Below are 26,481 nucleotides of genomic sequence, written 5' to 3'. Positions count from 1 at the left end.
TGCACAAGCTGCAGGCCGCCAAGGGAGAGCGGCCGTGATCAGCCTCGAAGTCCTCTACGGGTTCGGCGGGCTGGTCGCCGTGCTGCTGTTCGCCTACCTCGTGTTCGCGCTGATCTGCGCCGAGGAGTTCTGACATGAACCTCTCCGGCTGGACCTTGCTGGTCATTTTTCTCGCCGTGCTCGGGCTGCTCGCCTGGCCGCTCGGCCGTGGGCTCGCCGCCCTGTGCAATGAGCGCTTGCCGCGCTGGATGCAGCGCGTCGAGTCACCGCTCTTTCGTCTCGCGGGCGTGGCGCCCGGCGAATCGATGCACTGGCGCAGCTACGCGCTCGCGCTGCTCGCCTTCAACGCGCTCGGCGCGCTCGCCGTCTATGCGCTGCAACGCCTTCAGGCCGTGTTGCCGCTCAACCCCGCGGGGCAGGCTGCGGCGACGCCCGATTCGGCATTCAACACCGCCGTCTCGTTCGTGACCAACACCAACTGGCAGGGCTACGGCGGCGAATCGGCCATGAGCTATCTCACGCAGATGCTCGGCCTGACGGTGCAAAACTTCCTGTCGGCGGCCACCGGTATTGCGGTCGCGTTCGCGCTGGCTCGCGGCTTTGCAGCGCGCCGTACCGATGGCAAGGGGCTGGTCGGCAACTTCTGGGCCGACGTGACGCGCATCACGCTTTGGGTGCTGCTGCCGATCTCGTTCGTGGTCGCGGTGTTTTTCGCGGGACAGGGCGTGATCCAGAACTTCGACGCCTACAAGACCGTCGACACGCTCGAAACGCAGACCTACCAGCAGCCAAAGAACGGCCCCGATGGCCAGCCGCTGAAAGATGCGGCCGGCGCGCCGGTGATGGAAGACGCCAGCACCGCCACGCAGACGCTGGCCATGGGCCCGGTCGCGTCGCAGGAAGCCATCAAGATGGTCGGCACCAACGGCGGCGGGTTCTTCAACGCCAACTCGGCGCATCCGTACGAAAACCCCACCGCGCTGTCCAACTTCGTGCAGATGCTGGCGATCTTCCTGATCCCGGCGGCGCTCTGCTTCGCGTTCGGCCGTGTGGTCGGCGACCTGCGCCAGGGCTGGGCCGTGCTGGCGGCGATGACGGTGATGTTCGTCGTCGCGGTCGTGTTGCTGATGCCAGCCGAGCAGGCCGGCAATCCGTTGATCGGTGGCCTGGGCGTCGACCAGACGGCGAGCGCATTGCAGGCCGGCGGCAACATGGAAGGCAAGGAAGTGCGTTTCGGCATCAACGCCTCAGCGCTGTTCGCTGCCGTCACCACCGCAGCATCGTGCGGTGCCGTCAACACGATGCACGACTCGCTCACACCGCTCGGCGGCATGGTGCCGATGGTGCTGATGCAGCTCGGCGAAGTGGTGTTCGGCGGCGTCGGTACCGGCCTCTACGGCATGCTGATCTTCGCAATCCTCGCGGTGTTCATCGCGGGCCTCATGATCGGCCGCACGCCCGAGTACCTCGGCAAGAAGATCGAGGTGCACGAGATGAAGCTCACGTCCATCGCGATTCTCGTGACGCCGATCCTCGTGCTGGCCGGCACCGCGATCGCGGTGAGCCTGGCGGCGGGGAAGGCGGGCATCGCGAACCCCGGCGCGCACGGCTTCTCGGAGATCCTCTATGCGCTGACTTCGGCCGGCAACAACAACGGCAGTGCCTTCGCCGGCCTTTCGGCCAACACGCCGTTCTACAACGCACTGCTCGGACTGGTGATGTGGCTCGGCCGCTTCGGCGTGATCGTGCCGGTGTTGGCCATCGCAGGTGCACTCGCCGCCAAGAAGCGGCTGCCCGAAACGGCCGGAACGATGCCCACGCACGGTCCGTTGTTCGTCTCCCTGTTGATCGGCACCGTGCTGCTGGTCGGCCTGCTCAACTACGTGCCGGCGCTCGCGCTGGGCCCGGTGGTCGAGCACCTGATGCTCTGGAAGTGATCCCATGAAGACCGAAAATTCGCCCGTCGGCCTGTCGTTGCTCGACGCCGCGTTGATCAAGCCCGCGCTGTGGAGCGCCTTCGCCAAGCTGAGCCCGCGCGTGCAGTGGCGCAACCCGGTGATGTTCGTCGTCTACATCGGCAGCATTCTGACCACGCTGCTGTGGCTGCATGCCATCGGCTTCGCCGGCGAAAGCGGCATGCGCGCCGGCTTCGTGCTCGCCATTTCGGTGTGGCTGTGGTTCACGGTGTTGTTCGCCAACTTCGCCGAAGCGCTGGCCGAAGGGCGCAGCAAGGCGCAGGCGGCGTCACTGCGCGGCCTGCGCAAGGACACCTGGGCCAAGAAACTCAACGGCCCGCGCCGCAACGCCGGCTTCCTGCCCGAGCAGGCACCCAACCTGCGCAAGGGCGACGTGGTGCTGGTCGAGACCGGCGACGTGATCCCGCTCGACGGCGAGGTGATCGAAGGCGTGGCCTCGGTCGACGAAAGCGCCATCACTGGCGAATCGGCACCGGTGGTGCGCGAATCGGGCGGTGACTTCTCTGCGGTCACCGGCGGCACGCGTGTGCTCTCGGACTGGCTGGTGGTGCGCATCAGCGTGAACCCCGGCGAGTCGTTCCTGGACCGCATGATCGGCATGGTCGAAGCGGCCAAACGCAGCAAGACGCCGAACGAAATCGCGCTGACCATCCTGCTGGTCGCCCTCACGCTGGTGTTCCTGATGGTCACCGTCACGCTGCTGCCGTTCTCGCAGTTCAGCGTGGGCGCCGCGGGCACCGGCACCGTGGTGTCGCTGACCGCGCTGGTCGCGCTGCTGGTGTGCCTGATTCCGACCACCATCGGCGGCCTGCTCTCGGCCGTGGGCGTGGCCGGCATGAGCCGCATGATGCAGGCCAACGTGATCGCCACCTCGGGCCGTGCGGTGGAAGCCGCCGGCGACGTCGATGTGCTGCTGCTCGACAAGACCGGCACCATCACGCACGGCAATCGACAGGCTTCGGCCTTCCTGCCGGCACCCGGCGTCACGCCGGAGCGCCTGGCCCGTGCCGCGGTGCTGGCCTCGCTGGCCGACGAAACGCCCGAAGGCCGCAGCATCGTCGACCTGGCGCGCCGCCAGGGCGTCGAAGCCGACCGTGACGAGCACATGCAGTTCGTGCCCTTCACCGCCCAGACCCGGATGAGCGGCGTCGACCTGCCGGCCGCCGGGAACAGTCTCGATGCCGATGCCATTCTCTTGCGCAAGGGCGCGGTCGAGGCGGTGCGAAAGCACATCGAAGCGGTCGGCGGCACGATGGCGCCCGAGGTGCTGCGCGCCTCCGACGAAGTGGCACGCCGCGGCAGCACGCCGCTGGCCGTGTCCGAAGGCAACCGCGTGCTCGGCGTCGTCGAGCTCAAGGACATCGTCAAGACCGGCATCAAGGAGCGCTTCGCCGAGTTGCGCCGCATGGGCATCAAGACCGTGATGATCACCGGCGACAACAAGCTCACGGCCGCCGCCATCGCGGCCGAAGCCGGTGTCGACGATTTCCTCGCCGAAGCCACGCCCGAAGACAAGCTCGCGCTGATCCGCAGCTACCAGGCGGAGGGCCGGCTGGTCGCGATGACCGGCGACGGCACCAACGACGCCCCGGCGCTGGCGCAGGCCGACGTGGCGGTGGCCATGGGCAGCGGCACGCAAGCCGCCAAAGAGGCCGGCAACATGGTCGACCTCGACTCCAACCCGACCAAGCTGCTCGAAGTCGTCGAGACCGGCAAGGCGCTGCTGATGACGCGCGGCTCGCTCACCACCTTCTCGATCGCCAACGACGTGGCGAAGTACTTCGCGATCATTCCGGCGATCTTCGTGTCGACGTATCCGCAGCTCGGCGCGCTCAACGTGATGCAGCTGGCGAGCCCGTCGTCCGCCATCCTGAGCGCCGTGATCTTCAACGCCCTGGTGATCGTGTTCCTGATCCCGCTGGCGCTCAAGGGCGTGCGCTACCGACCGGTCGGCGCGGCCGCGCTGCTTCGCCGCAACCTCGCGATCTACGGCCTCGGCGGCCTGATCGTTCCCTTCATCGGCATCAAGGCCATCGACTGGCTGCTGGCCCTCGTCGGGCTGGTTTGAAAGCACTTCCATGACCACCAAACTCATTCGCCCCGCGCTCGTGTTGTTCGCCGCGCTCACCCTCATCACCGGGGTGCTCTATCCGCTCGCCGTCACCGGCGTGGCTCAGGCCGCTTTCCCGGCGCAGGCCGCCGGCAGCCTGGTGATGCGCGACGGCAAGGCCATCGGCTCGACGCTGATCGGCCAGGCCTTCAGCGACCCGAAGCACTTCTGGGGACGGCCGTCGGCCACATCGCCGATGGCCTACAACGCGGGCGCCTCCGGCGGCTCGAACCAGGGCCCGCTGAACCCTGCGCTGGCCGATGCGGTCAAGGGCCGCATCGAAGCGCTCCGCGCCGCCGACCCGGGCAACACCGCGCCGGTGCCGGTCGACCTCGTCACGGCGTCGGCGAGCGGACTCGATCCGCACATCACGCCGGCGGCCGCGCGCTACCAGGCGGCGCGCGTCGCGCGCGTGCGCGGCGTGTCGCCGGATTCGGTCGAGCAACTGATCGCACGGAACACCGAAGGCGTGTCGATGGGCTGGCTGGGCGAGCCGCGTGTGAACGTGCTGGCGCTCAATCTGGCGCTGGATGCGAAGAACTGACCAAGAAAGCAATCGATGGCTTACGCCGTTTACCGTGAACAGTTCGGGGTCTCGCGGACCGCTCCCCGGGGTGACGCCTTCTATGTGCTCGACGTCACTGTCGCGTGCGTGGATGCGGCTTGCGTGCGCCGCAATGTGGCGCGCTGTCCCGATGCGGGCGTGGTGCGCTGCGAGCCGCTGCTGCATGACGACGGCACGCAGGAAAGCATGGCGCCGCGCGTGCGGCTGATGATCCGTCTGCCGCTCGCCCGCTACGCCGAGCTGCTGCATCGCTTGATCGACTGCGTTCCGTCCGGCGAGATCGGTCGGCTGGTGAGCTGGCGCGCGCACCTCGCGCGCTGCGGACTGTCCCATGGGAACTGACCTTCTTCACGCGTTGCTGGCGCTCGCAGTGCTGTTCCTGCCGCTCCTGTTCTGCTGGTTCGTGCTGTCGCGCACCGCGCGTCGCCATCCGCATGGCCACGAACGGGATCGCGACCGAGGCGACCCTCACGGCGATCGCCCGCCGCGCGGCGACCGGCCCATGCGCTAACCTGCCGGCACCTCGCCATGAACGATGTCGCCCGTCCCGATCCCGATGCGCTGATTGCCCAGTTGCGCAGTGACGAGGCGCGCGCGTTGCGCGGCAAGCTGCGCATCTACTTCGGCGCGAGTGCCGGCGTCGGCAAGACCTGGGCGATGCTGAGCGCGGCCCAGCGCGAGCGCGCCGCGGGCCGCAACGTGCTGATCGGCGTGGTCGAAACCCACGGCCGCAGCGAAACGGCGGCGCTGCTCACCGGTCTCGAACAGCTGCCGCTGCGGCAGCTGCCCTATCGCGACCGGAGCCTGCCGGAATTCGATCTGGACGCCGCACTCGCGCGCCGCCCGACCATCTTGCTGGTCGATGAGCTCGCGCACACCAACGCGCCCGGTTCGCGCCACGCCAAGCGCTGGCAGGACGTCGAAGAGCTGCTGGGGTCGGGCATCGAAGTCTGGTCGGCGCTCAACGTGCAGCACCTCGAAAGCCTCAACGGCACCGTCGGCGCGATCACGGGCGTGCGCGTGCACGAGACGGTGCCCGACGCGGTGCTCGACGAGGCCGACGAGGTGGTGCTGGTCGACGTCACGCCCGACGAACTCACCGCGCGGCTCGCGGCCGGCAAGGTCTACGTGCCGCATCAGGCCGAGCGCGCCGCGCAGAACTTCTTTCGCAAGGGCAACCTCATGGCGCTGCGCGAGATCGCGCTGCGCCGCACCGCCGAGCATGTGGAAGACGACATGCGCGGCTGGCGCGTCGAGCAGTCCGGCGCCGGCGCGCTGCAGGCCTGGAACACCTCGGGCGCGATCCTGGCGTGCGTCGGCCCGCATGAAGACGCGGCCCAGACGGTGCGCACCGCAGCGCGGCTCGCCGGTCAGCTGAACGTGCGCTGGTATGCGGCGTATGTCGAAACGCCGCCGCTGCAACGGCTCACGTCGACGCAGCGCGACCGCATCCTTGCCGTGCTCAAGCTGGCCGAAGAGCTCGGCGCCGACACCGCGGTGCTCACCGGCGCCGACGTCGCGCAGCAGCTCGCGGCCCAGGCGCAGCGCCTGAACTGCGCGGTGCTGGTGATCGGCCGCGCGGCGCCCGCCACCGGCTGGCGCCGCGCCTTCCCGCGGGCGCGTCTCGCGCACTTGCTCGCGCAACAGGCACCCGCGCTCGACATCGTCGAAGCTGCGCACGCCGACAGCTCGCGTCGACTGGCGCGCGCGCCGCTCGGGCCGCTGCGTGCGGACGACGACGACACCGTCCGACAGCGTGCGCGCTGGCCCGGCTACGTCTGGGCAGCGGCCGTGTGCGTGGGGGTCACGCTGCTCGCGACGCCGCTCGCGGGCGTGCTCGAGCTGGCCAACATCGTCATGCTGTTCCTGCTCGGCGTGGTGGGCGTCGCGGTGCGTTTCGACCGTGGGCCGGCGGCGTTCTCGGCGCTCGTCAACGTCGCGGCTTTCGACTATTTCTTCGTGCCGCCAAAGCTGTCTTTCACTGTCAGCGATGCCCAGTACATCGTCACCTTCGTCGTGATGCTCGGTGTCGGCCTGCTGGTCGGCCAGCTCACGGCGGGTCTGCGTTTCGCAGTGGGCGTGTCGACGAGCCGCGAGCGGCGGGCCCAGTCGCTGTTCGAACTCACGCGCGAGCTGTCTGCAGCGCTCGAGGCGGCACAGGTCACGGCCATCGGCGCATCGGCGGTGGAAGGGCATTTCGGCGGTCATGCACTGGTGCTCGTCACCAACGCGGCCGATCAGCTGGTGCCGCCCGCGTCGGCGCCTGCCGGCTTCGATCCCAGCGTGGCCGACTGGGCCTTTCGCCACGGCCAGCCGGCGGGCCTCGCCACCGCGACACTCGCTGCGCAGCCATGGCATTACGTGCCGCTGAAGGCGCCGATGCGCGTGCGCGGCGTGCTTGCGCTGGTGCCGGCCCAGCCGCGCTGGCTGCTGATTCCGGAGCAGGCGCAACAGCTCGACACGCTGGCGCGGCAGATCGCGATCGCCCTGGAGCGCGTGCACTACGTCGATGTGGCGCAAGGCGCGGTGGTCGAAATGGAGTCCGAACGGCTGCGCAACGCGCTGCTCGGCGCGATCTCGCACGACGTGCGCACACCGCTCACTGCGCTCATCGCCCTGGCCGAGTCGCTGCAGACGCTGCCGCCGGCCGAGCATGCGGCAGCGGCGCAGGCCATCGTGGCGCAGGCCCGCCAGCTCAATGCACTGGTCAACAACCTGCTCGACATGGCGCGGCTCGAGGCCAACGGCGGCACGGTGAATTTGCGGCGCGACTGGCAGTCGGTCGAGGAAGTGGTCGGCTCGGCCATCCGCGCAGCCCGCCCCGCGTTGGGCGAGGGCAAGGTGACGACGGCGTTGGCATCCGACCTCCCGCTGGTCGAGTTCGATGCGGTGCTGATCGAGCGTGTGCTGGTCAACCTGCTCGAAAACGCCGCCAAGTACGGCGCGCCGCCGGTGGTCGTGGGCGCCAGCGTCACGCCGTCGGCGTTGCGGCTCACGGTACGCGACCACGGGCCGGGCCTGCCGACGGCGCTGCACGGCCGCGAGCACACGCTGTTCGACAAGTTCACGCGCGGCGAGGCCGAATCGGCCACGCCGGGCGTGGGGCTGGGTCTGGCGATCTGCAAGGCGGTGGTGAGCGCGCACGGTGGCGACATCACGACCGCCAATGCACCGGGCGGCGGCGCAGAATTCACCGTCACGCTGCCGCGTCGCGCGCCGCCGGCCGAACCTGCCGCCGACATCGCCAACGTCTGAATCCGCCATGCCCCAACCCACCGCCATCGTCATCGAAGACGAACCGCAGATCCGCCGCTTCGTGCGCGGCGCGCTCGAGGCCGAGGGCTGGCAGGTGCACGAGGCCGGCAACCTGCGCGATGGGCTCGCCGCGGCCGGCACGCGGCAGCCCGACTTGCTGGTGCTCGACCTCGGCCTGCCCGACGGCGACGGCGTGACGCTGATCCGCGACGTGCGTGGCTGGTCGGCGGTGCCGATCATCGTGTTGTCCGCCCGCAGCGACGAGGCTGACAAGATCGCCGCGCTCGATGCCGGCGCCGACGACTACCTCACCAAACCCTTCGGCACCGGCGAGCTGCTGGCCCGTGTGCGCGCCAACCTGCGCCGCCCGCGCGCAGCGGGCGGTGGCGAGGCGGGCGCCGAACCCGAGGCCGTGTTCCGCTTCGGCGAGATCGAGCTGGACCGCGCGGCCCGGCTGGTGCGCCGCGCCGGCGCCGAGGTGCATCTCACGCCGACCGAATACCGGCTGCTGTCGGTTCTGGTCGCCAACGCCGGCCGCGTGCTCACACAACGCCAGCTGCTGCGCGAGGTGTGGGGTCCGTCGCATTCGGAACAGAGCCACTACCTGCGCATCTACATGGGCCATCTGCGGCAGAAGCTGGAAGCCGATCCGGCGCAGCCGAAACACTTGTTGACAGAGACGGCGGTGGGGTATCGGCTGGTGATTTGAGCGGTGTAGACTGCGAGGTTTTTCGCTCTGGCGGTATGGTGCAAGTGTCACGGCGTACAGGGATTCCCGGCTCGACGCTCGCTCGACTGCTCGCTCGGCTGACCGATGCCGACGCCCCCGAATCCAAACAGGCTTTCGCGGACCGGCTGAGTCAATGGGTCGGCTGGACCGATGCCATCTCGCTCTCGGCAGCGCTGAACAGCGTGTCCCTGCCGGCACCGCCGTCTTCCGGGCCAGCGCCGTCGCACATCGAGGACGTCCAGGCCGAGCGCGTGAAAAGCGCGCAAACCGCGGCCATCGCCGAAGACATGCGAAGTGCCTCCAACGACGCCGCGGCCGCGTTCTCCGCATACCGCCGACGCTATCTCGCACGACAGCAGGCCATGGTGGCCAGCATCGGCCCGCTGCGCGGCCGGCTGCGGGAAACGCTGGCGACCCGCTCGCCCGCGATGGCCCGGCTGGCGGCGGTGGACGCGGTGATGGAGCAGGTGCTTGGCGCGCAGGAGCATCGGTTGCTCGCCACCGTGCCCGGCCTGCTGGAGAAGCATTTCAAGCGTCTGCGCGAAGCCGAAACGCCAGACGATCGCGCGTTCGGCAAGGACATGCACAGCGTGTTGCTCGCCGAACTGGACATCCGATTTCAACCCGTCGAAGCGCTGCTCGAAGCCCTTCGCACCGGCTCACCCGACCGCCCATGACCCGATCTCTGACCCGCTCTCCTCGCACCCCTATCACCGCCATCGCCGCTTTCGGGGTCGGCCTCGTCGCCATCGGCTGGGTCGCCTTCGGCTATCTCGGCACCCACACGCTGGCACTGGCCATGACGCTGCTGATCGGCGCCTTTTATGTCGTGGGCGCGCTGGAATTGCGCCGCTTCCACGACGCGACATCGACGCTGACGCGCGCCGTCACCGACCTGCCGGAAACGCCGACCACCTTGGGCGCCTGGCTCGACCGCCTGCATCCGTCCCTGCGCAACGCGGTGCGGCTGCGCATCGAGGGCGAACGGGTCGGCCTGCCGGGGCCGGCCCTGACGCCGTACCTCACCGGGCTGCTGGTGCTGCTCGGCATGCTCGGCACGTTCCTCGGCATGGTGGTCACGCTGAACGGCACCGGCACCGCGCTGGAAAGCGCGTCGGACCTGCTGGCGATCCGCTCATCCCTCGCGGCGCCGGTCAAGGGGCTCGGCCTGGCGTTCGGCACCTCGCTCGCGGGCGTCGCGGCCTCGGCCATGCTGGGGCTCGTGTCGGCGTTGTGCCGGCGCGACCGCTTGCAGGCCGCGCAGTCGCTCGACACGCGCATCGCCACCACCTTGCGGCCCTTCACGTCGGCCCATCGCCGTGAAGAATCCTTCAAGCTGCTGCAGCAGCAGGGCGAAGCGATGCCCGTGCTGCTCGATCGGCTGCAAACCATGATGTCGGCGATGGAACGCCAGCACCAGGCGCTCAACGAGCGGCTGCTCGCGAGCCAGGACGCGTTTCATGGCAAGGCCGAGGCGGCCTATACAGGTCTCGCCAATTCGGTCGGCCGTTCGCTGACCGAAAGCCTCACCGAAAGCGCCCGCCTGGCCGGCGCGGCGATTCAGCCCGTGGTGGAAGCCACGATGGCCGGTATCGCACGCGAAACGGCCGGCTTGCACGACACCATCGGCGCGGGCGTGCAGCGCCAGCTCGACGGGATGTCGACGCGGCTCGAAGCCACCACCACCACCGTGGCCGATCTCTGGAAGACCGCACTCGCCGGCCACGAGCGCACGAGCAAAACGCTGTCGTCGGACCTGCGCGCATCGCTCGACCGCTTCAACACGACCTTCGACCAGCGCGCGACCGCATTGGTCGACGGCGTGGCCGAACGGCTCGCGCACACCACGGCGTCGTTGTCCGGCACGGTGAGTCGCGCGCACGTCGACCTGCAAACGCAGCTCGCCGCCAACGACCAGCAACGGCTGGCTGCATGGACCGGCGCACTGGAGGCCATGGCCGACGCGCTGGGCAAGGAATGGCGAGAAGCCGGCACGCACGCTGCGAGCCGCCAGGAGGACATCGCCCGCACCCTGGCGAACACCGCCAGCGAGATCACCGCGCAAAGCGAGACGCATGCGAAGAACACGATCGCGGAGATCGCGCAGCTGATGCAGGCGGCATCGGAAGCGCCGCGCGCCGCCGCCGAAGTGATCGCGGAACTGCGCCAGAAGCTCTCGGACAGCATGGTGCGCGACAACGCGATGCTCGACGAGCGCGCGCGCATTCTCGGCACGCTGGAAACGCTGCTCGACGCGGTCAACCACGCGTCCACAGCGCAACGCGCGGCCATCGATTCGCTGGTCGGCGCATCGGCCGAACTGCTGGAACGTGTCGGCACGCGCTTCACCGACCAGGTCGAGGCCGAGACCGGCAAGATGGCCGGCGTGGCCGCGCAGCTGACCGGCAGTGCGGTCGAAGTGGCGAGCCTGGGAGAAGCGTTCGGTGCGGCCGTCGACCTGTTCAGCCAGTCGAACGACAAGCTGGGCGCGCAGCTGCAACGCATCGAAGGGGCGCTCGGCCAGTCGATGACGCGCAGCGACGAGCAGCTCGCTTATTACGTCGCGCAGGCGCGCGAGGTGATCGACCTCAGCCTGATGTCGCAAAAGCAGATCGTGGAAGACCTGCAGCGCATCGCCAGCCAGCGCGCACTCGCGGGCAGCGACGCGTGAGGAGCGAACTGACAGACGACATCGACGGCGGCATCGAGCCGAGCGTGCCGGTGTGGGCGGTGTTCGGCGACCTGATGTCGGGCCTGCTCGGCGCCTTCGTGCTCATCCTCGTGTGCGTGCTCGCGATGCAGTTCGAACTCGCGACGAAACTCGAAACGGAAGTGAAACAGCGGCAGGCCGCGGCGCAGCGCTTGCGCACGCTGGAGCAGGCGCTGGCCGGCCCGCTCGCCGCGGGCCGCGTGACGCTCGACAACGGGCGCATCGGCATCAGCGGCAACCTGCTGTTCGCGCTCAATTCGGCCGAGCTGCAGCCCGAAGGACGGCAGTTGCTGAAGTCGCTGGCGGCGCCGCTGGTCGACTACCTGAAGGCGCGCGACGAAATGCTCATGGTGAGCGGCTTCACCGACGACCGGCAGGTGCGCGGCGGGAATCGGCCGTTCGCCGACAACTGGGAGCTGTCGGCCCAACGCGCGCTGACCGTGACCCGCGCGCTGATCGACGAGGGCATGCCGTCGTCATCGGTGTTCGCGGCTGCTTTCGGTTCAGAGCAATCGGTGGCCTCGAATGCCGACGCGGACGGTCGCTCGAAGAACCGCCGTGTCGAAATGGCGCCGACGCCCAAGCGCGCGGACGCGGCCGCGAAGAAAAACCGTGAGTGACATCGAGGCCCTGCGCGCCCGGGGCGACCACCGCGTCAACCCGGTCCGTTTCCGGCTGATCGAGGCGCTGGCGCGGCGCAGCGCCGCGCACGAAGGCGAGGCGCGAAGGCTGCTCGACGCGCGGCTGGCGCAGTTGCTCGCGGCCTATGCCGAGGACGTGGCACACCGCGCCAAAGGCGCTGCCGTCGCGCCCGCCGATGCGGCGCCGATGCAGGGCGGCCATGCGCTCTCCGCGCTCGGCGCGCACATCGCACAACAGGCGGCGTTGCGCGGCGACGGCCCGACCGCACCCGAGGGCCAGACGCTGACCTGGTTCCGCAACGTGTGGACGCGTCTCAGCGCCGAGCGGCGGCTGGTCCAGTCACTGGAAAAGGTGCCGACCAACGCGGGCCCGCTCAACTCGCACAACCTCGTGCACCAGTCGCTCACGCTGATGCGCGATGTGTCGCCCGAATACCTGCACCGCTTCATGTCGTACGTCGACACCTTGTTCTGGCTCGACCAGACGACCGCGCCGCCTCAGCGCCGCGAGCGCAAATAAACGGCGCCGGCAAAAGCGCCGAGCGCGCCGACGACGAGCGCTGCGCACCACAGGAGCGCAGCGTGCTCCCCACGCGCCGCGTAGTCGCCGTACTGCGCATGCGCCAGGAACAACAGGGCGGCGCCACCGATCGCGCAGCCGACCGCGCGCAACTGCCGTACCTGTTCCGCGTTCACGTCACTTGCTCGGGTTGATCAGGAACTTCTCGCCTGTGGCAGCCTTGCCGTACACGGTGATGGCGTCGAGTGTGAGCGCTTCGGCCAGTGACACCTCACGCGTGTAGTGGCTCGCGAACGTGGTTTTGAGCTCCGACGCCACGCGGTCTTTCAGGCGCTGCACATCGGCCGCACCGATCTTCTGCAGGAACGGGAACAGCAGCCAGCCGCCCACGCCCCACGCCATGCCGATGTTGCGCACGATCTCGGTGTTGCTGCGGTCGAGGCTGCCGTAGAGGTACACCTGCTTGTGCACGGCAGAACCGTAGCGGCTGTATTCCTTGGCGGTGCGGTTGATGGCGACTTCCATCGCGCTCAGGATCTGGCCGGCCAGCTTGCCGCCGCCGATCGCATCGAACGCGAGCGTCGCGCCGGTGGTGGCGAGCGCGGCGGTCAGGTCTTCCACGAAGGTGGGCGTACTGGAGTCGACCACGTACTTCGCACCGAGCGATTTCAAGAGCGCGGCCTGCTCGGGCTTGCGCACGATGTTGACCAGGTCGATGCCGTCTTTCAGGCAGATCTTGTTGAGCATCTGGCCGAGGTTGGATGCGGCTGCCGTGTGCACCAGCGCCTTGTGGCCTTCGCGCCGCATCGTCTCGACCATGCTGAGCGCGGTCATCGGGTTGACGAACCACGACGCGCCTTCGGCCGCCGTCGTGCCTGCGGGCAGCGGCATGCACTGGTCGGCGCGGATGCAGCGCATCTGCGTGTACATGGCGCCGCCGATCATCGAGACCGTCTTGCCCAGCAGCGCCTGCGCTGCGGGCGACGCGCCGGCCTCGACCACCACGCCGGCGCCTTCGTTGCCCACGGCCATCGACTCGCCGTGGCGCGCCTTCATGCCGGCGAGCACGCGCTCGGGCACGGTGGCCGTGACGACGGGCTGCGCGGCGGTGCCCGCGGCCTTCAGCGTCGAGAGGTCGGCCGCGGCGAGCAGCAGGCCGAGGTCGGACGGGTTGATCGGCGCGGCTTCCATGCGCACGATCACCTCGTCGGCGGTGGGCTCGGGTGTCGGCACCTCGACCAGAGAGAGTTCGAGTTCGCCGGTGGGCTGAAGGAGGGAGCGGAGTTCGAGTGCCATGAGGGTGTCGCCTTGGGAATTGAAGTCTTCCAATGCTAGCCTCCGACGCCATGACCCAACTTCTGATCCTCAGCGTGAGTGCCGGCAACGGCCACGTGCGCGCTGCGCAGGCCCTCGCCGCCACCGCCGAGTCGATGGTGCCGCCGGTCCACGCGACGCACATCGACGCGATGGCGCATGTGGCCGGCGGTTTCCGGAAGGTTTACACCGACTGGTATCTGCAGCTCGTGAACCGGGCGCCGGAGGTCTGGTCGTACCTGCACCAGCGCGCCGACATCACGCCGCACAGCGCGACATCGCAGCGCCTGCGCCGCGGCATCGAGCGCGTGAGCGCGGGCGCGTTGCTTCGCGAAATCCACCGCGCGAAGCCGGACGCCATCGTCTGCACGCATTTCCTGCCGGCCGAACTTCTCATGCGGGAGCAGACCCGGGGCCGCATCGACTGCCCGGTCTGGCTCCAGGTGACGGACTACGACCTGCACAACATGTGGATCGTGCCGGGGATGGCGGGCTACCTCGCCGCGACCGAGGAGGTGGCGTTTCGCATGCGGGCGCGCGGCCTGCCGTCCGACCGCATCCACGTCACCGGCATCCCGGTGATGCCGGCCTTCGCGCGGCCCGACGCGCCGGCGTTGGCACGCGATGCGAACGTCATGCGGATCGGACTCGACCCGGCGCGCAAGGTGGTGTTGATGGCCGCGGGCGGTGCCGGCGTGGGCGACCTGCCGAGCATGGTCGCGCGCGTGCTGGCGATCCGCGGTGCGGGGTCGGACTTCCAGGTGGTGGCGGTGGCCGGGCGCAACGCGGCGGCGCTGCAGGCCCTCGAAGCGCTCGCGCAGAAGTGGCCGGGTCGGCTGGTCGCGCTCGGCTTCACGAACGAGATGGAAAAGTTGATGGCCGCGGCCGACCTGGTCGTGACCAAGCCGGGTGGGCTCACGATTTCGGAATGCCTCGCGCTGGGCAAGCCGATGTTGCTGGTGTCACCGATTCCGGGGCAGGAAGAGCACAACGCCGGCTTCTTGCTGGAGGAGAGCGCCGCCTGGCTGGCTTACGACGCCATCGGCCTCGAGTACAAGATCGCGCGCCTGATGGCCGCGCCCGAGCAACTCGCGCGCATGGCGCACAAGAGCCACGGTTTGGGCAAGCCCGACGCGGCGCGCGCCGTGCTCAACTGCGTGCTCTCCGCATGAACGCCGCAGAACAATTCGAGCGGCGCATCGGCCGCACCGTCGTGTACCTCGTGTGGGTCGTGGTGATGGCGTTCTTCTTCGCCAACGCCGAGATCCAGATCGAAGGTCCGGCCGGCTGGGCCGCCAACCTGCCGACCTGGCGCATCGAGCACCATTGGTTGCTCGACATCTTCTGGGGCGGGCGCGCGATGACGGGTTATCACGCGTGGGTGTTCCCGTTCATGGCACTGGTGTTCTTCGGGCCGATGGCTTTCAACGGGCGCTGGAGCTGGCGCGACGCCGGGCTCGCACTCGTCGGGCTCATGGTGTTCTGGATCGCCGAAGACTTCATGTGGTTCATCGTGAACCCGGCGTACGGCTGGGAGCGCTTCAACCCGGCGGTCGTGACCTGGCACAAGCACTGGGTGTTCGGCGCACCGGTCGACTACTGGGTCGGGCTCGGGGCAGCGGGGCTGATTCTCTTCGTGCGACACCGGCGGCGGGTGCACCACGAAGAAGAAGCGGCGGAGGGCGCGCCATGAAGCGGCGCTCGAAGCGCCACTACGCACCGGTCGCCGTCCGCCCCGAGGCGTGGGCCGATCCGCTGGCCGGCGGCGAGCACCGCATCGAGAACCTGCACCGCATCACGCCCACGCTGTACCGCAGCGCGCAGCCTCGGCGCGAAGACGTACCCGCGCTGAAAGCGCTCGGCATCCAGACCGTGATCAGCTTCCGCTCGTTCAACAGCGACGAGCGCGCGCTGCGCGGAAGCGGCATCGATCTGGTGCGGGTGCCGATCAACACCTGGTCGATCAACGACGACGAAGTGCGCCGCGCCTTGCTGGCGATCCGCGAGGCTGAGAAGAAGGGGCCGGTGCTGATCCATTGTTGGCACGGCGCCGACCGGACCGGCGCGGTCGCTGCGGTGTACCGCATGGCCGTCGAGGGATGGAGCAAGGACGCCGCGCGCCACGAGATGTTCAGGGGCGGCTTCGGGTATCACACGTTGTGGCGGAACATTCCGAGTTACTTGGCGCGCGTGGAGGTGGAGAAGATGCGCGATTCGCTTCCCTGATCCGCTATCGGCACCACGGGCCTGCGCTGAAGCATTCAGGCAAGGACAAAGGAAACGCGCAGTCGAACGAGGACTTCGGAGCGGCCTGAGCCTCACCGCAAGGCTGCACTAGCCCAGCGGCGCCGCGAAACCCCAGCCTCCGGCCAGCAGCGCATCGACTGCACACAACGCCGCATCGAGTCGCTCCACGCGATCACCGCGCAAAACGACGTGGCGGCGGGCAGTCTCTGAGAGGCGGGTAGCGAAGCGATCCGTCATCCACTCGCGGAGGGCTTCGCCGTCGCGCAGGCCGTCGTCTTCAAAGGGCACCCCGTCGTGATGCGTCAGCAGGTAGAGCCGTCCGCGGTCCTGTCCGGCGATGGCTTCGACGGCAGGGCTGCGGTGGCCCACGTAGCGCTCGTGCCAGATCGCGGTGGCGAAGGCATCGGTGTCGCACACCAGCAGCGGGCCGCCCACCGCGGCTTGCTCGCGCGCCATGGCGTTCTGCGTGGTGGCGATGCGAGTGAACTCGTCGCTGGGCCAGAGCAGGTCTTCGGGGCCGGGCCGCGGCGCGCCCTGCAGTTGCGCCTGCGCGATGGCCGCCGCCAGTTTTTCGACGCTGAGCGCGCGGCCGTACTCGGGCACCCAGCGCGTGTGGCCATAGGCGCCACCGCGCTCGCGCAGTGCCTGTGCCAGCGCGATCGACAGGGTGGTGGTGCCCGTCGATTCCGCGCCGACGACCACGATGCGCCACGCGAGGTCGGAACGCACGGGCGCCGCAATGAAATCCCAATACGCCGGGGGATCGTTGCGAAAGCGCGTGGCCGAGACGGGCGCGAGCAGGCGGGCCGTGTCGAGCGTGACCGGCGTCGCGTCGAAATGTCGGGCCAACTCGGCGCCGTAGGGCTCGGAGGTGAACACCGCGCTGACCCGCGGCGCGTCGATGGCCGCGAGCGCTTCGCGCATCAGCGCCACGTGCGCGCGCCAGATCGCGTCGTTGCCATAGTCGATCGGAATGTCGTCGACGATGCCCGTCACCACCACGTTCGGCAGGGCCGCATGCAGCTCGCGCAACCAGCGCACGCGCAGCGCGAGCGGGATGGATTCGTGCGAGGCCGCCATCGCGATGACGGTGACGCGCGCGCATTGCGAGGCCGCGGCGCCGATGAGCAGCTGGTGCCCGGCATGCGGCGGGTAGAACTTGCCGATGACCAGACCGTGCAATGTGGTCATGCGTTGGCCAGTGCCGGTGCGACCTGCTGCTGACGCTGCCAGGCACGCCGCCAGTCGACGTAGCCCGCGATGCAGATCAGCAGGAAGATGACGTAGAGGACCGCCGTCAGCGGCAGGCTGCGCTTCCAGTACAGCGGCACCGATATCACGTCGACCGCGATCCACATCAGCCAGCATTCGAGCCGCCGTCGCACCTGCCACCAGGTGGCGAGCAGGCTCAGCACCAGCAGCGTGGTGTCGGCGATGGGCACGGGGCTGTCGGTCCATCGGCGCAGCACCCAGGCGCCCGCGGCGATGGCCGTCGCGCACAGCGCCAGCGATAGCCCGGCTTCGCGCAGCGAAGTGCGTGTCACCGGCACGTCGTGCGCGGCATCGCGGTCGGCCGCGCGCGTCCATTGCCACCAGCCGACGATGCCGAGCACCGCGAAGGCAATCTGCAGCAGCGCATCGGCGTAGAGCTTGGCGCTGTAGAACAGCACCATGAAGCAGGCCACGTTGAGCAGGCTCACCGGCCAGTTCCAGATGTGACGCATCTTGGTGAGCCAGACCGTTGCGAGCCCGGTGACGAAGGCCGCAACTTCGAGCGCGGTGACGGGTTGGCCGAGCAGGTTCACAGCGGTGCGCGCGAGGTCACCAGCGCGCGCGCGCCTGCCGCCGCCCGTTCGCGTACCGCATCGAAGGTGGTCTGCTTCACGATGCGACCGTTTTCGAACACCGTCTCGAGCAGATCCGTCTGCGTCGCTTCCAGCGTCTCGATGCGCTGCGTCTGTATCGTGCCCTTCGCGTCGCGCGTCAACGTCAGCCGCCCCTTCTTTGACGCCTTGGTCATGTCGCCGACCGGAGCCTTGTACACGTCGCGCCATTCGCCATTCACCTGCATCGCCGAGCACTTCATCGCCCACTGCATGGTGTCGCGATGGACCTGCTGCAGCAGACCGCCGCCCATGCCGAAGGCGATGTTCTCTGCCGAGAAGCCGTTGTGGAAGAGGTTCGAGAGGCACAGGCGCAGCGAGTCGAGGTTGATGCCGTCGCCCTGGATCACACGCACGTTGTTCAGCACCAGATAGCCCTTCGTGTTGCGCGTGGTGCCGAAGCGCGCGGCCAGGATGCGCACCACCTTCAACACCGTCTCGGCCGGGTCGCCGGAGTCCGGCCGCACCACCAGCGTGGCGCCCGACTGCACGACCAGGTCCTTCAGCTCGGTGCCCCAGATCTGGTCGCAGGCATTGAAGATGTTGTAGCTGTCGCTGACCACGGCAAACACCGCGCCGGGCTTGCCGAACTGCTCGACCATGTTGCGGTACGCGTCCGATTCCTTGTCGCGGCCCCATGCCGTGATGGTGCTGTGCTCGGCCGCGGGAATGGAGAAGCCCGCCACCTCGCAGTCGTAGTAGCGGCGTGCCGCGACCAGCGCGGCGAGCGTGTCGGTGCCGAGGAAATTGACCAGGTGCGCCATCCCGCCGAGCGCTGCCGATTCGAGGCTCGACACGCCGCGCGCGCCGAAGTCGTGCAGCTTGAAGCCGATCTGCGCAGCCGGGTCTTCACAGGTGGCTTCGAGATAGCGCAGGAGCGTCGCCTTGGCCGCGCCCGAGAGCGTCGCGACGGTGGTGGGGTACCAGATCGCGCGCAGCAGTTCGGTCTCCAGGAAGCTGGTGATCCAGAAGAATTCGGGGTCGGTGTTCTCGATGGTGGCGAGCACGTTGTGCACCGGCAGTACGCTGCCTTCGGGCACCGCGCGGATGCGCACAGGCATGAGGCCGCCGTGCTTCTCGACCAGGCGCATCCAGCCCTCGCGGTTGAAGGGTTCGCCGTGCACCGCCATCAGTGCGGCGGCCTCGTCGATGTCGTCGACCGTGACGGGCGTGGAGAGGTATTCGCGCAGATAGGCCTGCAGGCCGAAGAAGACCGAATGGCTGAAGGCACCGCCGCGCGACTCGATGTAGCTGAACACCGTTTCGGTACCGGGCGGGTACTGCATCCAGTGCGACACCTTGTAGGAATCGGTGCGCAGCAAGAGGTTGCTGCCGAGGGAGGTGGGATTGCGCGTCATGGTGAAAGCTCCTTTCACATGGACCCCGTCAACCAGGGCCCGTTCTTGCTGAAATGGCCGGGACTTCTAGTTTTTGCCCAGGCCGCCGAGGAAATGGTTGGCGATGAAGTAGTGGTCTTCGTACATGCGCTCCTGCATGTCGAGGAATTCGGCGATCGGCACCCAGCGCACGTCGGCCGCGTCGTCGTCGGCCCGCACGTCGGAGAGGCCCGTCCACTGGTTGTGCGCGAGTTCGAAGAAGAAGCCGTGCGTGATGGTGCGGCCGCGCTGCGAGCGGTCGGGCGCATCGAACACATGGCTGGCCTTCAGGCTGCCGTTCAGCACCGGCACCGGCACCTTCAGGCGCGTCTCTTCCTTCAGCTCGCGCACGGCCGCTTCCTGCAGCCGCTCGTGCTGGCCGACGAAGCCGCCAGGCAGCGCCCAGGTGCCCTTGCCGGGATGGAACTTGCGCTGCACGAGGAGGATGTGCCCCGCCTCGACGACGACCGCATCCACGGTGGTGTAGATCGGCGGGAAGTCGCTGCCGGCGTAGCAGTACTTGGCCTTGTAGTCGGCGAGGAACGCACGTTCGTCGCAAAGCGCAGCGTAGTCGTCGCTCGCGGTGAAGCGGTCGAGGAAGGCCGCGGTGCCGTCGGGCAGGTCGGCCGGCGACAGTTGGCCGCGCATCTCGGGGTCGAAGTACAGGGCGCGCACGTCGGTCGCGTTGATGCTCTCGACCACCTGGTGCGCCACGAACTCCCAGCTCGGAAAGAGCCTGAGGTAATAGCTCGACGCGTCCTTCAGGTGCCCGACGAGCGCGATCTTCGCCCTGGCCGGTGGCACGCCATCCTGCAGGATGAGCCGGTCGACCGCCGACTGGATCGACGCGATCCAGAGCTGGTCGTTGTAGGGCGAGTCGCCCACGCCGATCACGCTCACGCGCATCTGCTCGGTGCTGCGCAGCGACGCGCGCACCATGCGTTCGCGTTCGTCGAAGGTGAAGGGGTTCTTGAAGCTGCGCGGCTTGCGGTCGGAGCCGACCACGACGATCACGCGTTCGGCCGCACGCAGGCCTTCTTCGATGAGTCGTTGGTGTCCGAAATGGACGGGCTGGAAACGCCCGATGACGATGGCGTACTGAAACTTGCGTGTGCTGCTTTGACTGTTCACTTGGGAATCCCCCAAAAATGTTGCGGTCAACCCGCGACGTGCATCGAGAATATCAGTCTCTGCCTGATCGTTCAACGCCTTTCTCCATGACCTCCCCCGAACCCGTCCGTCTCAACAAACGCATGGCCGAACTCGGCCTCTGCTCGCGTCGCGAGGCCGACGCGTGGATCGAGCAGGGCTGGGTCAAGGTCAACGGCAAGCCGGCCGAGATGGGCGTGAAGGTGACCCCGGCCGACCGCGTCGAGGTCGACAAGAAGGCGCAGGGCCACCAGGCGACGCAGGTGACGATCCTCCTGCACAAGCCGATGGGCTATGTGAGCGGGCAGGCCGAGGATGGCCACGAGCCCGCCGTGATGCTGATCAACCCGCGCACGCATTGGCGCGAAGACCCGAGCGCCAACCGCTTCTCCCCGCCGCAGACGCGCGGACTCGCGCCGGCGGGTCGGCTCGACATCGATTCGGTTGGCCTGCTGGTGTTCACGCAGGACGGACGCGTCGCGCGCCAGCTCATCGGCGAAGACTCCGGCATGGAAAAGGAATACCTGGTGCGCGTGGCGTACCACGGGCTCGGTCAGCCTGCGCCGCCCGGCCAGCTCATCCGCATGGACGACGACGACCCGATCACCACCAACGTGCGCGCCATTTTTCCGCCGGCCCTGCTGGAGCGCCTGCGCTTGGGCCTCAGTCTGGACGGCCAGCCGCTCAAGCGCGCGCAAGTCGACTGGCAGAACCCGGAGCAGTTGCGCTTCGTCCTGACCGAAGGCAAGAAGCGCCAGATCCGGCGCATGTGCGAGCAGGTCGGGCTCAAGGTGGTGGGTCTGAAGCGCATCCGCATCGGGCGCGTGGTGCTCGGCAACCTTCCGGCCGGCCAGTGGCGCTACCTCGGGCCCAACGAGCGCTTCTGACGACCGGCGCCGCCGTGTCGAGCTTGCTCAGGTTGTCCTAAGAATCGTTCGCTAGCGTCCGTGCCGGATCGCGATCGGTCCGAAGGAGACAACGTGCGCGTTCTGCTGGTGGAAGACGACGACATGATCGGGCGCAGCCTCATGCAGGCGCTCGAAGGCGCCGACTGGTCGGTCGATTGGGTGCGCGACGGCGCACTGGCGCAGAGCGCACTGGGCGACGGCGGCTACACCTGCGTGCTGCTTGACCTGGGGCTGCCGCGCGCCGACGGCACCGAGGTGCTGCGCCGGGCCCGCGAGCGCGGCGACCTGACGCCGATGCTGGTGCTCACGGCGCGCGACGGGCTCGACGATCGCATCCACAGCCTGGACCTTGGTGCCGACGACTACCTGCAAAAGCCCTTCGACTTCCGCGAGCTCCTGGCGCGCATGCGCGCGGTGATTCGCCGCCGCGACGGCAGTGCGCATTCGCTGGTCGGAACACCTGCACTGCAGCTCGACCTGACGACGCGCGAGGTGCTGCTGAACGGCACGCGCGATGCGCTCACCGCGCGCGAGTTCGCGCTCCTGCACGCGCTGCTGGAGCGGCCTGGCGCCATCCTTTCGCGCGAGCAACTGGAGAACCGCATCTACGGCTGGGGCGAAGAGGTGACCAGCAATGCGGTCGACGTGCTTATCCACGGCATGCGCCGCAAGATCGGTCCCGGGGCCATCCGCAATGTGCGGGGTCTCGGCTGGCGCGTGGTGCCCGCGTGAAACTGCCGTGGGCAGCGCCACGCTCGCTGCGCGGACAACTGCTGCTCTGGCTTTTGACGCTGCACGTGATCGCGGCCGGCATCACGGCGTGCCTGGCCTACGTGACCTACGGGCGTCTCGTGCACAACTTCATGGACGAGCAGATGCGGCTGGTCGCCGAATCCTACGCCTCGCACCGCAAGCCGCCAGCGTTGCAACCGCTCGCCGATGCAGCCGACCTGACGCGCGGCGCGTTCGTGCTGCAGGTGTGGAGCGCGGATGGCGGCACGTTGCTGGCCAGTTCTTGGCCCACGCTGGCGGTCCCGCTGCAGCCGGCGCCGGGCTACGTCGAGATGCGCACAGCGGCAGGTGACGATGGCGTCTGGCGCATCTACACCGCGCCGCCCCCGACGACGGAAGGCCTGCCGCGGGTGCAAGTGGTACAGAACGATGGCTTTCGCCGGCACCGCGTGATCCGGCGCGCGCTGTTTGAAGGCTTGCCGATCGCACTGCTGCTGCCGCTGGCCATGGTGCTGCTGTGGTTCATCGTGTCTGCGGCCTCGCGCTCGCTGCGCGCCGTTGCGCGCGAAGTGGTGGCGCAGGACGAACGCAGCCTGTCCGAATTGTCGGCGGCGCGCGTGCCGGACGAGATCAAGCCGCTGGTCGACGCGTTCAACAGCCTGCTCGGCCGGCTGCGCGCAGCGTTCTCGACGCAACGCCGTTTCGTGCAGGACGCCGCGCACGAGCTGCGAAGCCCGATCGCCGCGATCGGGCTGCAGATCGAGAACCTGCGGCCCCACGTGCCATCGGGCGAGGCGACGGAGCGTTTCCGGCAGCTCGAAGCCGGCGTGATGCGGACGCGGCATCTGGTGGAACAGCTGCTGTCGTTGTCGCGGCAGGAAGCGCCGTTGACCTCAGCGGGTGCGGGGCCGGTGGCCGTGGCCGCGTTATTGCGCGAAGGTCTCGGGCAAGCGATGCTGCTGGCCGATCAGCGCGGCGTCGACGTGGGATTCGAGGGCTGCATTTCGCCATGCGTCAATGCGCCGGCCGCCGAGCTGCGTTCCGTGTTCGACAACCTGATCGACAACGCGCTGCGCTACACGCGGGAGGGCAGTGCGGTCGATGTGCGATTGCATGCGGTCGATGGCGAGGCGGTGGTCGACGTGATCGACCACGGGCCGGGCATTCCGGACGCTTTGATAGGCCGCGCATTCGACCGTTTCTTTCGCGTGCCGGGTTCCGCGGCCGGCGGCAGCGGGCTGGGCCTGGCCATCGCGCAGGCTGCAGCAGCGCGCAACGGCCTGGACATCGTGCTGCGCAACCGCAGCGAGGAAGAAGGAGGACCGGGCCTCCTGGCACGCGTGCATCTGCGTGTGAATCAGCCGGCGGACTTGCTCACGTCCGCCTAAGTGATCGCTCATGGTCAGCTCACTCTGGCTGCCTACAGTGAATTCAGGTCAGTCGCGGGCAATGCCGCTTGCGGTGCGAGACCGGACACTGTTCGAACTTGAGGAGACAACCATGCAAGCTTCCACCAAACTTTTTGCTGTCACCGCGCTGGCTGCCTTTGCCGCGCTGGGCTCGGCGGCCGCCTCGGCGCAAGCCTGGGACGGCGGCGGTTCCGAGTCGATCGGTCAATCGACCAGCATGGCCGCCACCGCATCCACCGAAGCCTCGCGTGAAGTGGATGCGGGTGCGGTCGCGGCGGCGCATGCCTCGGGCACCGAAGCGGTCGGGCAGTCGACGTCGATGCCGATGCCGACCTCGGCCCTGTCGGCCGAAGAGGCCTACAAGAACGCCTACGCTGCGTCGCACGCTTCGGGAACCGAAGCGATCGGCCAGTCGACGTCGATGCCGATGCCGCGATCGTCCGGCTCCTGAGCGTCAGGCCGCAGGGTCGCGCGCCAGCGTCGGGTGCGGTTCGTCGGCGACGGAGGTCAGCACCAGCTTGTAAATCAGCGCGCCGATGATGGCGCCGACGATCGGCGCGACCCAGAAGAGCCACAGCTCGCTCATGGCGTAGCCGGGTGCGAAGAGCGCCGGGCCGGTGCTTCGCGCCGGGTTCACCGAAGTGTTGGTCACGGGGATCGACACGAGGTGAATCAGCGTCAGGCACAGACCGATGGCCAGGCCACCGAAGCCGGCCGGATTGCGCTTGGAGGTCGTGCCGAGGATGACGATCAGGAAGATCGCCGTCAGCACGACTTCGCACAGCAAGGCCGAGGTGAGGTTGAAGCCGCCCGGCGAATGCGCGCCGTAGCCGTTGGTGGCGAAGCCGCCAATATCGGCGCCGGCCTTGCCGGTGGCGATCAGGTAGAGCACGCCCGCGCCGGCGATGCCGCCGAGCACTTGCGACACCACGTAGCCCGGCAGTTCAGCCGCCCGGAAGCGACCCGCGACCACGAGGCCCACCGACACCGCCGGATTGAAGTGACCGCCCGAAATGCCACCGAGCGCATAGGCGCCCGTCAGCACGGTGAGGCCAAAGGCCAGAGAGACGCCGGCAAAGCCGATGCCGAGGCCCGGAAATCCAGCAGCGAGAACTGCGCTGCCGCATCCCCCGAAAACCAGCCAGAAGGTGCCGACGAACTCGGCGGCCCACTTTTGAAAAGTGTTGTGTTCCATATCCCTGAACTCCTTGTGTGACAAAAGAAAAAGCGTGTGTCCTACACACCCCCGAGGCGGATTGTAGGAAGGCAATTCGGAAAATTGCATCCCATGAGCTGCATCAATTCACGGAATACCCCGATTTCCGGCACTGTGTTGGACGTTTAACCTTGTGCTGTGTCCAACCGCTCCGGAGTGCAGATTGCATCGTTTTCACCAAGCCCGAAAGGTCATTGCAACGCGTGTCTTGATCGCCAGTGCGGCCGCTTTTTTTTCCGTGAGCACATCTGCCCAGGGCGTGGTGAACGCGCTGTGCAGCACGGACGGCCCGTGGTGCGAAGCGGCCGCCGCCGAGTTCACGCGGACCACCGGCATCAAGGTCAATCAGGCGCACAAAGGCACCGGCGAAATTGCCGCACAGATCCGTGCCGAGGCGGCCAATCCCAAAACCGATCTCTGGTGGGGCGGCACTGGCGATCCGTTCCTGCAGGTGGCCGAACAGGGGTTGCTCGATGCGTATCGCCCGGCTTACATCAACGATCTCTACGACTGGGCGGTGCGCCAGTACGCGATGAGCGGCAACCAGGTGGGCGGCTTCTATACGAGCACGATCGGTTTTGGCTTCAACACCGAGGTACTCAAGAAAAAGAAGCTGGCCGAACCCAAATGCTGGGCCGACCTCGTCAAGCCGGAATACAGGGGCGAGATCGAAATTTCGCATCCGGCGTCGAGCGGCACGGCCTACACCATCATCGCGGGGCTCGTGCAGCAGATGGGGGAAGACGAGGCTTTTGAATACCTCAAGAAGCTGCACAAGAACACCACGACTTACACGCGCAGCGGGCAGGCACAGGCGCCCAACGTGGCCAAGGGCGAAGTGGCGATCGGCGTGAGTTTCCTGTTCGGATTCGAAAAGTGGCGCTTCGAAAAGTATCCCGTCAAGACCTCGTCCCCCTGCGAAGGCACCGGCTACGAGATCGGTGGCATCGCGCTGGTCAAGGGTGCGCGCAACAAGGCCAACGCACTCAAGTACTACGACTTCCTGATGAGTCCGGCAGGTCAGTCGCTCGGCGCCAAGGTCGGCAGCCTGCAGACGCCCGCCAACAAGACGCTCAAGCCCGATCCGCGCATCCCCTCGTCGAGCAGTGTGAAGCTGATCAAGTACGACTTCGAAAAATACGGCAAGGCGGCCGAGCGCAAGCGGCTGATCGACCGCTGGACCCGCGAAGTCGAGTCGTTGCCGCGCTGAAACGGCGTCAGCCTGTGCAGGCCTTGTTGTGCGAGGCGTGCATGCCCTTGGCCTTGGCGTCGGCTTCGCTCAGATATTCGCCCTTTTTGGTCTTGCCGTAGTAGCGGTCGCCCATGCAGTGGTAGACCTTGGTTTCGTCGTTGGCCCACACCTTGCCGGCACCCCCGCCCGGTGCTGCGGTCATGGCCGCAGTCTTGTCGGTCTTGGCGGGTGTCGCAGGTGTTCGGCTCGCGGCGCCGGTGCTGGGCGCCACGCCGGTCTTGCTGACCGCGGCCGCTTGCGTCTGCACGGCTGGCGTTGGCGCCGCCGCGGGTGCAGGTGTCGCGTCGGCCTTGCCGTACCAGGTCTTGATGCCCTTGTGGCCGCGGCAGGCGCCCGATTTGGTGTCGGGGCTCGCGTAGCTGTCGTCCTTGCATCGCACCGTGGTGCCAGCCGGCGCGTCGGCTGGCACCTGTGCCTGTGCAGCAAAGGCGGTGAGAGCGAGGCAGGCGGCGCCGAGCAGCGACCGGGTTGAGGCGAAGGTCATGAAG

Annotated in this window: 28 protein-coding genes; 20 read left to right on the top strand and 8 right to left on the bottom strand. The window is 68.1% G+C overall.

Translation table 11 applies throughout. The annotated features are described in order from the left end of the window. The first annotated feature begins 34 nt into the window (after window positions 1-34). From kdpF to AX767_RS07860, 12 genes are read left to right on the top strand one after another with little or no spacing between them, the layout of a single operon-like run. Complete coding sequence (gene kdpF, locus AX767_RS07915; protein WP_068630183.1) at window positions 35-133, top strand: K(+)-transporting ATPase subunit F; 99 nt, start codon at window positions 35-37, stop codon at window positions 131-133. 1 nt (window position 134) lies between these two features. After that, a complete protein-coding gene (gene kdpA / locus AX767_RS07910; protein ID WP_068630181.1) occupies window positions 135-1,937 on the top strand; it encodes a potassium-transporting ATPase subunit KdpA in 1,803 nt (600 codons plus the stop codon). A gap of 4 nt (window positions 1,938-1,941) precedes the next feature. Beyond that, window positions 1,942-4,044, top strand: a complete 2,103-nt coding sequence (gene kdpB / locus AX767_RS07905; protein WP_068630179.1) for a potassium-transporting ATPase subunit KdpB — start codon at window positions 1,942-1,944, stop codon at window positions 4,042-4,044. 10 nt (window positions 4,045-4,054) lie between these two features. Then, window positions 4,055-4,630, top strand: coding sequence for a potassium-transporting ATPase subunit KdpC (gene kdpC / locus AX767_RS07900; RefSeq protein ID WP_068630177.1), 576 nt, complete (start codon window positions 4,055-4,057; stop codon window positions 4,628-4,630). A 15-nt stretch (window positions 4,631-4,645) separates the two neighbouring features. After that, window positions 4,646-4,993 carry a hypothetical protein gene (locus AX767_RS07895; protein ID WP_068630171.1) on the top strand — a complete coding sequence of 116 codons (348 nt, stop codon included), beginning with the start codon at window positions 4,646-4,648 and terminating at the stop codon, window positions 4,991-4,993. Then, window positions 4,983-5,162, top strand: coding sequence for a hypothetical protein (locus AX767_RS07890; RefSeq protein WP_068630169.1), 180 nt, complete (start codon window positions 4,983-4,985; stop codon window positions 5,160-5,162). The genes AX767_RS07895 and AX767_RS07890 overlap by 11 nt, the downstream gene beginning before the upstream one ends. 17 nt (window positions 5,163-5,179) lie before the next feature. Then, window positions 5,180-7,906, top strand: a complete 2,727-nt coding sequence (locus AX767_RS07885; protein ID WP_068630167.1) for a DUF4118 domain-containing protein — start codon at window positions 5,180-5,182, stop codon at window positions 7,904-7,906. A gap of 7 nt (window positions 7,907-7,913) precedes the next feature. Beyond that, entirely contained in the window at window positions 7,914-8,615 is a 702-nt protein-coding gene (gene kdpE, locus AX767_RS07880) for a two-component system response regulator KdpE (protein ID WP_068630165.1), read from the top strand. 35 nt (window positions 8,616-8,650) lie between these two features. Then, the gene (locus AX767_RS07875) at window positions 8,651-9,313 is read left to right on the top strand and encodes a DUF3348 domain-containing protein (protein ID WP_068630163.1); all 663 of its coding nucleotides are present in this window, start codon (window positions 8,651-8,653) and stop codon (window positions 9,311-9,313) included. Continuing rightward, window positions 9,310-11,307 carry a DUF802 domain-containing protein gene (locus AX767_RS07870; RefSeq protein WP_068630161.1) on the top strand — a complete coding sequence of 666 codons (1,998 nt, stop codon included), beginning with the start codon at window positions 9,310-9,312 and terminating at the stop codon, window positions 11,305-11,307. The genes AX767_RS07875 and AX767_RS07870 overlap by 4 nt, the downstream gene beginning before the upstream one ends. An 8-nt stretch (window positions 11,308-11,315) precedes the next feature. Further along, entirely contained in the window at window positions 11,316-11,966 is a 651-nt protein-coding gene (locus AX767_RS07865; RefSeq protein ID WP_068633470.1) for an OmpA family protein, read from the top strand. Continuing rightward, window positions 11,959-12,507, top strand: a complete 549-nt coding sequence (locus tag AX767_RS07860; protein WP_068630159.1) for a DUF2894 domain-containing protein — start codon at window positions 11,959-11,961, stop codon at window positions 12,505-12,507. Before AX767_RS07865 ends, AX767_RS07860 begins: the two co-directional genes overlap by 8 nt. On the opposite strand, the gene AX767_RS07855 is transcribed toward AX767_RS07860, so the two are convergent. Beyond that, complete coding sequence (locus AX767_RS07855) at window positions 12,486-12,683, bottom strand: hypothetical protein (RefSeq protein WP_068630157.1); 198 nt, start codon at window positions 12,681-12,683, stop codon at window positions 12,486-12,488. The genes AX767_RS07860 and AX767_RS07855 overlap by 22 nt on opposite strands. A 1-nt stretch (window position 12,684) precedes the next feature. Beyond that, a complete protein-coding gene (locus tag AX767_RS07850) occupies window positions 12,685-13,803 on the bottom strand; it encodes a zinc-binding dehydrogenase (RefSeq protein ID WP_068630155.1) in 1,119 nt (372 codons plus the stop codon). A 50-nt stretch (window positions 13,804-13,853) separates the two neighbouring features. On the opposite strand from AX767_RS07850, the gene AX767_RS07845 reads away from it, so the two are divergent. Genes AX767_RS07845 through AX767_RS07835 form a run of 3 tightly spaced genes read left to right on the top strand, consistent with a single transcriptional unit; the run spans window position 13,854 to window position 16,047 of the window. Next, window positions 13,854-14,993: an MGDG synthase family glycosyltransferase gene (locus tag AX767_RS07845; RefSeq protein ID WP_068630153.1), complete on the top strand. Its 1,140-nt coding sequence runs from the start codon at window positions 13,854-13,856 to the stop codon at window positions 14,991-14,993. Further along, window positions 14,990-15,514, top strand: a complete 525-nt coding sequence (locus AX767_RS07840; protein WP_068630151.1) for a hypothetical protein — start codon at window positions 14,990-14,992, stop codon at window positions 15,512-15,514. The genes AX767_RS07845 and AX767_RS07840 overlap by 4 nt, the downstream gene beginning before the upstream one ends. Further along, window positions 15,511-16,047 carry a dual specificity protein phosphatase family protein gene (locus tag AX767_RS07835; protein ID WP_068630149.1) on the top strand — a complete coding sequence of 179 codons (537 nt, stop codon included), beginning with the start codon at window positions 15,511-15,513 and terminating at the stop codon, window positions 16,045-16,047. The genes AX767_RS07840 and AX767_RS07835 overlap by 4 nt, the downstream gene beginning before the upstream one ends. 108 nt (window positions 16,048-16,155) lie before the next feature. Here the strand turns inward: AX767_RS07835 and AX767_RS07830 are convergent, their stop codons facing one another. The 4 genes from AX767_RS07830 to AX767_RS07815 all read right to left on the bottom strand — a co-directional run bounded on the left by AX767_RS07830 (window position 16,156) and on the right by AX767_RS07815 (window position 20,458). Next, window positions 16,156-17,259 carry an AAA family ATPase gene (locus AX767_RS07830; RefSeq protein ID WP_068630147.1) on the bottom strand — a complete coding sequence of 368 codons (1,104 nt, stop codon included), beginning with the start codon at window positions 17,257-17,259 and terminating at the stop codon, window positions 16,156-16,158. Then, window positions 17,256-17,873 carry a nicotinamide riboside transporter PnuC gene (gene pnuC / locus AX767_RS07825; protein WP_068630145.1) on the bottom strand — a complete coding sequence of 206 codons (618 nt, stop codon included), beginning with the start codon at window positions 17,871-17,873 and terminating at the stop codon, window positions 17,256-17,258. The genes AX767_RS07830 and pnuC overlap by 4 nt, the downstream gene beginning before the upstream one ends. Continuing rightward, window positions 17,870-19,309: a nicotinate phosphoribosyltransferase gene (locus tag AX767_RS07820; protein ID WP_068630143.1), complete on the bottom strand. Its 1,440-nt coding sequence runs from the start codon at window positions 19,307-19,309 to the stop codon at window positions 17,870-17,872. The genes pnuC and AX767_RS07820 overlap by 4 nt, the downstream gene beginning before the upstream one ends. A gap of 66 nt (window positions 19,310-19,375) precedes the next feature. Further along, entirely contained in the window at window positions 19,376-20,458 is a 1,083-nt protein-coding gene (locus AX767_RS07815; RefSeq protein WP_068630142.1) for a bifunctional nicotinamide-nucleotide adenylyltransferase/Nudix hydroxylase, read from the bottom strand. A gap of 86 nt (window positions 20,459-20,544) precedes the next feature. Between AX767_RS07815 and AX767_RS07810 the strand changes: the two genes are divergently transcribed. The 4 genes from AX767_RS07810 to AX767_RS07795 all read left to right on the top strand — a co-directional run bounded on the left by AX767_RS07810 (window position 20,545) and on the right by AX767_RS07795 (window position 23,976). After that, a complete protein-coding gene (locus AX767_RS07810) occupies window positions 20,545-21,363 on the top strand; it encodes a pseudouridine synthase (RefSeq protein WP_068630141.1) in 819 nt (272 codons plus the stop codon). Between the two features lie 93 nt (window positions 21,364-21,456). After that, window positions 21,457-22,116 carry a response regulator gene (locus AX767_RS07805; protein WP_068633468.1) on the top strand — a complete coding sequence of 220 codons (660 nt, stop codon included), beginning with the start codon at window positions 21,457-21,459 and terminating at the stop codon, window positions 22,114-22,116. Beyond that, the gene (locus AX767_RS07800; RefSeq protein ID WP_156480997.1) at window positions 22,113-23,504 is read left to right on the top strand and encodes a sensor histidine kinase; all 1,392 of its coding nucleotides are present in this window, start codon (window positions 22,113-22,115) and stop codon (window positions 23,502-23,504) included. Before AX767_RS07805 ends, AX767_RS07800 begins: the two co-directional genes overlap by 4 nt. Window positions 23,505-23,616: 112 nt before the next feature. Beyond that, the gene (locus AX767_RS07795) at window positions 23,617-23,976 is read left to right on the top strand and encodes a hypothetical protein (RefSeq protein WP_082755135.1); all 360 of its coding nucleotides are present in this window, start codon (window positions 23,617-23,619) and stop codon (window positions 23,974-23,976) included. A gap of 3 nt (window positions 23,977-23,979) precedes the next feature. On the opposite strand, the gene aqpZ is transcribed toward AX767_RS07795, so the two are convergent. Further along, window positions 23,980-24,720: an aquaporin Z gene (aqpZ, locus tag AX767_RS07790; RefSeq protein ID WP_068630138.1), complete on the bottom strand. Its 741-nt coding sequence runs from the start codon at window positions 24,718-24,720 to the stop codon at window positions 23,980-23,982. A gap of 259 nt (window positions 24,721-24,979) precedes the next feature. On the opposite strand from aqpZ, the gene AX767_RS07785 reads away from it, so the two are divergent. Next, window positions 24,980-25,951, top strand: coding sequence for an ABC transporter substrate-binding protein (locus AX767_RS07785; RefSeq protein WP_237288595.1), 972 nt, complete (start codon window positions 24,980-24,982; stop codon window positions 25,949-25,951). Between the two features lie 7 nt (window positions 25,952-25,958). Here AX767_RS07785 and AX767_RS07780 read toward each other — a convergent pair whose 3' ends face one another. Continuing rightward, the gene (locus AX767_RS07780) at window positions 25,959-26,477 is read right to left on the bottom strand and encodes a DUF3761 domain-containing protein (protein WP_068630137.1); all 519 of its coding nucleotides are present in this window, start codon (window positions 26,475-26,477) and stop codon (window positions 25,959-25,961) included. Window positions 26,478-26,481 lie beyond the last annotated feature (4 nt).

Origin of the sequence: Variovorax sp. PAMC 28711, from assembly GCF_001577265.1 — a bacterium.
GTDB lineage: Bacteria > Pseudomonadota > Gammaproteobacteria > Burkholderiales > Burkholderiaceae_C > Variovorax.
Note: the sequence above shows the minus strand (reverse complement) of the source record. Positions and strands in the feature narration are given on the sequence as shown.

Bases quoted from the DNA above. Each gene is read 5' to 3' on its own strand.
- aqpZ (WP_068630138.1), bottom strand. From the start codon at position 24,720: ATGGAACACAACACTTTTCAAAAGTGGGCCGCCGAGTTCGTCGGCACC.
- kdpE (WP_068630165.1), top strand. From the start codon at position 7,914: ATGCCCCAACCCACCGCCATCGTCATCGAAGACGAACCGCAGATCCGC.
- kdpA (WP_068630181.1), top strand. From the start codon at position 135: ATGAACCTCTCCGGCTGGACCTTGCTGGTCATTTTTCTCGCCGTGCTC.
- AX767_RS07820 (WP_068630143.1), bottom strand. From the start codon at position 19,309: ATGACGCGCAATCCCACCTCCCTCGGCAGCAACCTCTTGCTGCGCACC.
- AX767_RS07850 (WP_068630155.1), bottom strand. From the start codon at position 13,803: ATGGCACTCGAACTCCGCTCCCTCCTTCAGCCCACCGGCGAACTCGAA.
- AX767_RS07810 (WP_068630141.1), top strand. From the start codon at position 20,545: ATGACCTCCCCCGAACCCGTCCGTCTCAACAAACGCATGGCCGAACTC.
- AX767_RS07885 (WP_068630167.1), top strand. From the start codon at position 5,180: ATGAACGATGTCGCCCGTCCCGATCCCGATGCGCTGATTGCCCAGTTG.
- AX767_RS07830 (WP_068630147.1), bottom strand. From the start codon at position 17,259: ATGACCACATTGCACGGTCTGGTCATCGGCAAGTTCTACCCGCCGCAT.
- AX767_RS07895 (WP_068630171.1), top strand. From the start codon at position 4,646: ATGGCTTACGCCGTTTACCGTGAACAGTTCGGGGTCTCGCGGACCGCT.
- AX767_RS07845 (WP_068630153.1), top strand. From the start codon at position 13,854: ATGACCCAACTTCTGATCCTCAGCGTGAGTGCCGGCAACGGCCACGTG.
- AX767_RS07870 (WP_068630161.1), top strand. From the start codon at position 9,310: ATGACCCGATCTCTGACCCGCTCTCCTCGCACCCCTATCACCGCCATC.
- AX767_RS07795 (WP_082755135.1), top strand. From the start codon at position 23,617: ATGCAAGCTTCCACCAAACTTTTTGCTGTCACCGCGCTGGCTGCCTTT.
- AX767_RS07890 (WP_068630169.1), top strand. From the start codon at position 4,983: ATGGGAACTGACCTTCTTCACGCGTTGCTGGCGCTCGCAGTGCTGTTC.
- AX767_RS07840 (WP_068630151.1), top strand. From the start codon at position 14,990: ATGAACGCCGCAGAACAATTCGAGCGGCGCATCGGCCGCACCGTCGTG.
- AX767_RS07835 (WP_068630149.1), top strand. From the start codon at position 15,511: ATGAAGCGGCGCTCGAAGCGCCACTACGCACCGGTCGCCGTCCGCCCC.
- kdpB (WP_068630179.1), top strand. From the start codon at position 1,942: ATGAAGACCGAAAATTCGCCCGTCGGCCTGTCGTTGCTCGACGCCGCG.
- AX767_RS07875 (WP_068630163.1), top strand. From the start codon at position 8,651: ATGGTGCAAGTGTCACGGCGTACAGGGATTCCCGGCTCGACGCTCGCT.
- AX767_RS07780 (WP_068630137.1), bottom strand. From the start codon at position 26,477: ATGACCTTCGCCTCAACCCGGTCGCTGCTCGGCGCCGCCTGCCTCGCT.
- kdpC (WP_068630177.1), top strand. From the start codon at position 4,055: ATGACCACCAAACTCATTCGCCCCGCGCTCGTGTTGTTCGCCGCGCTC.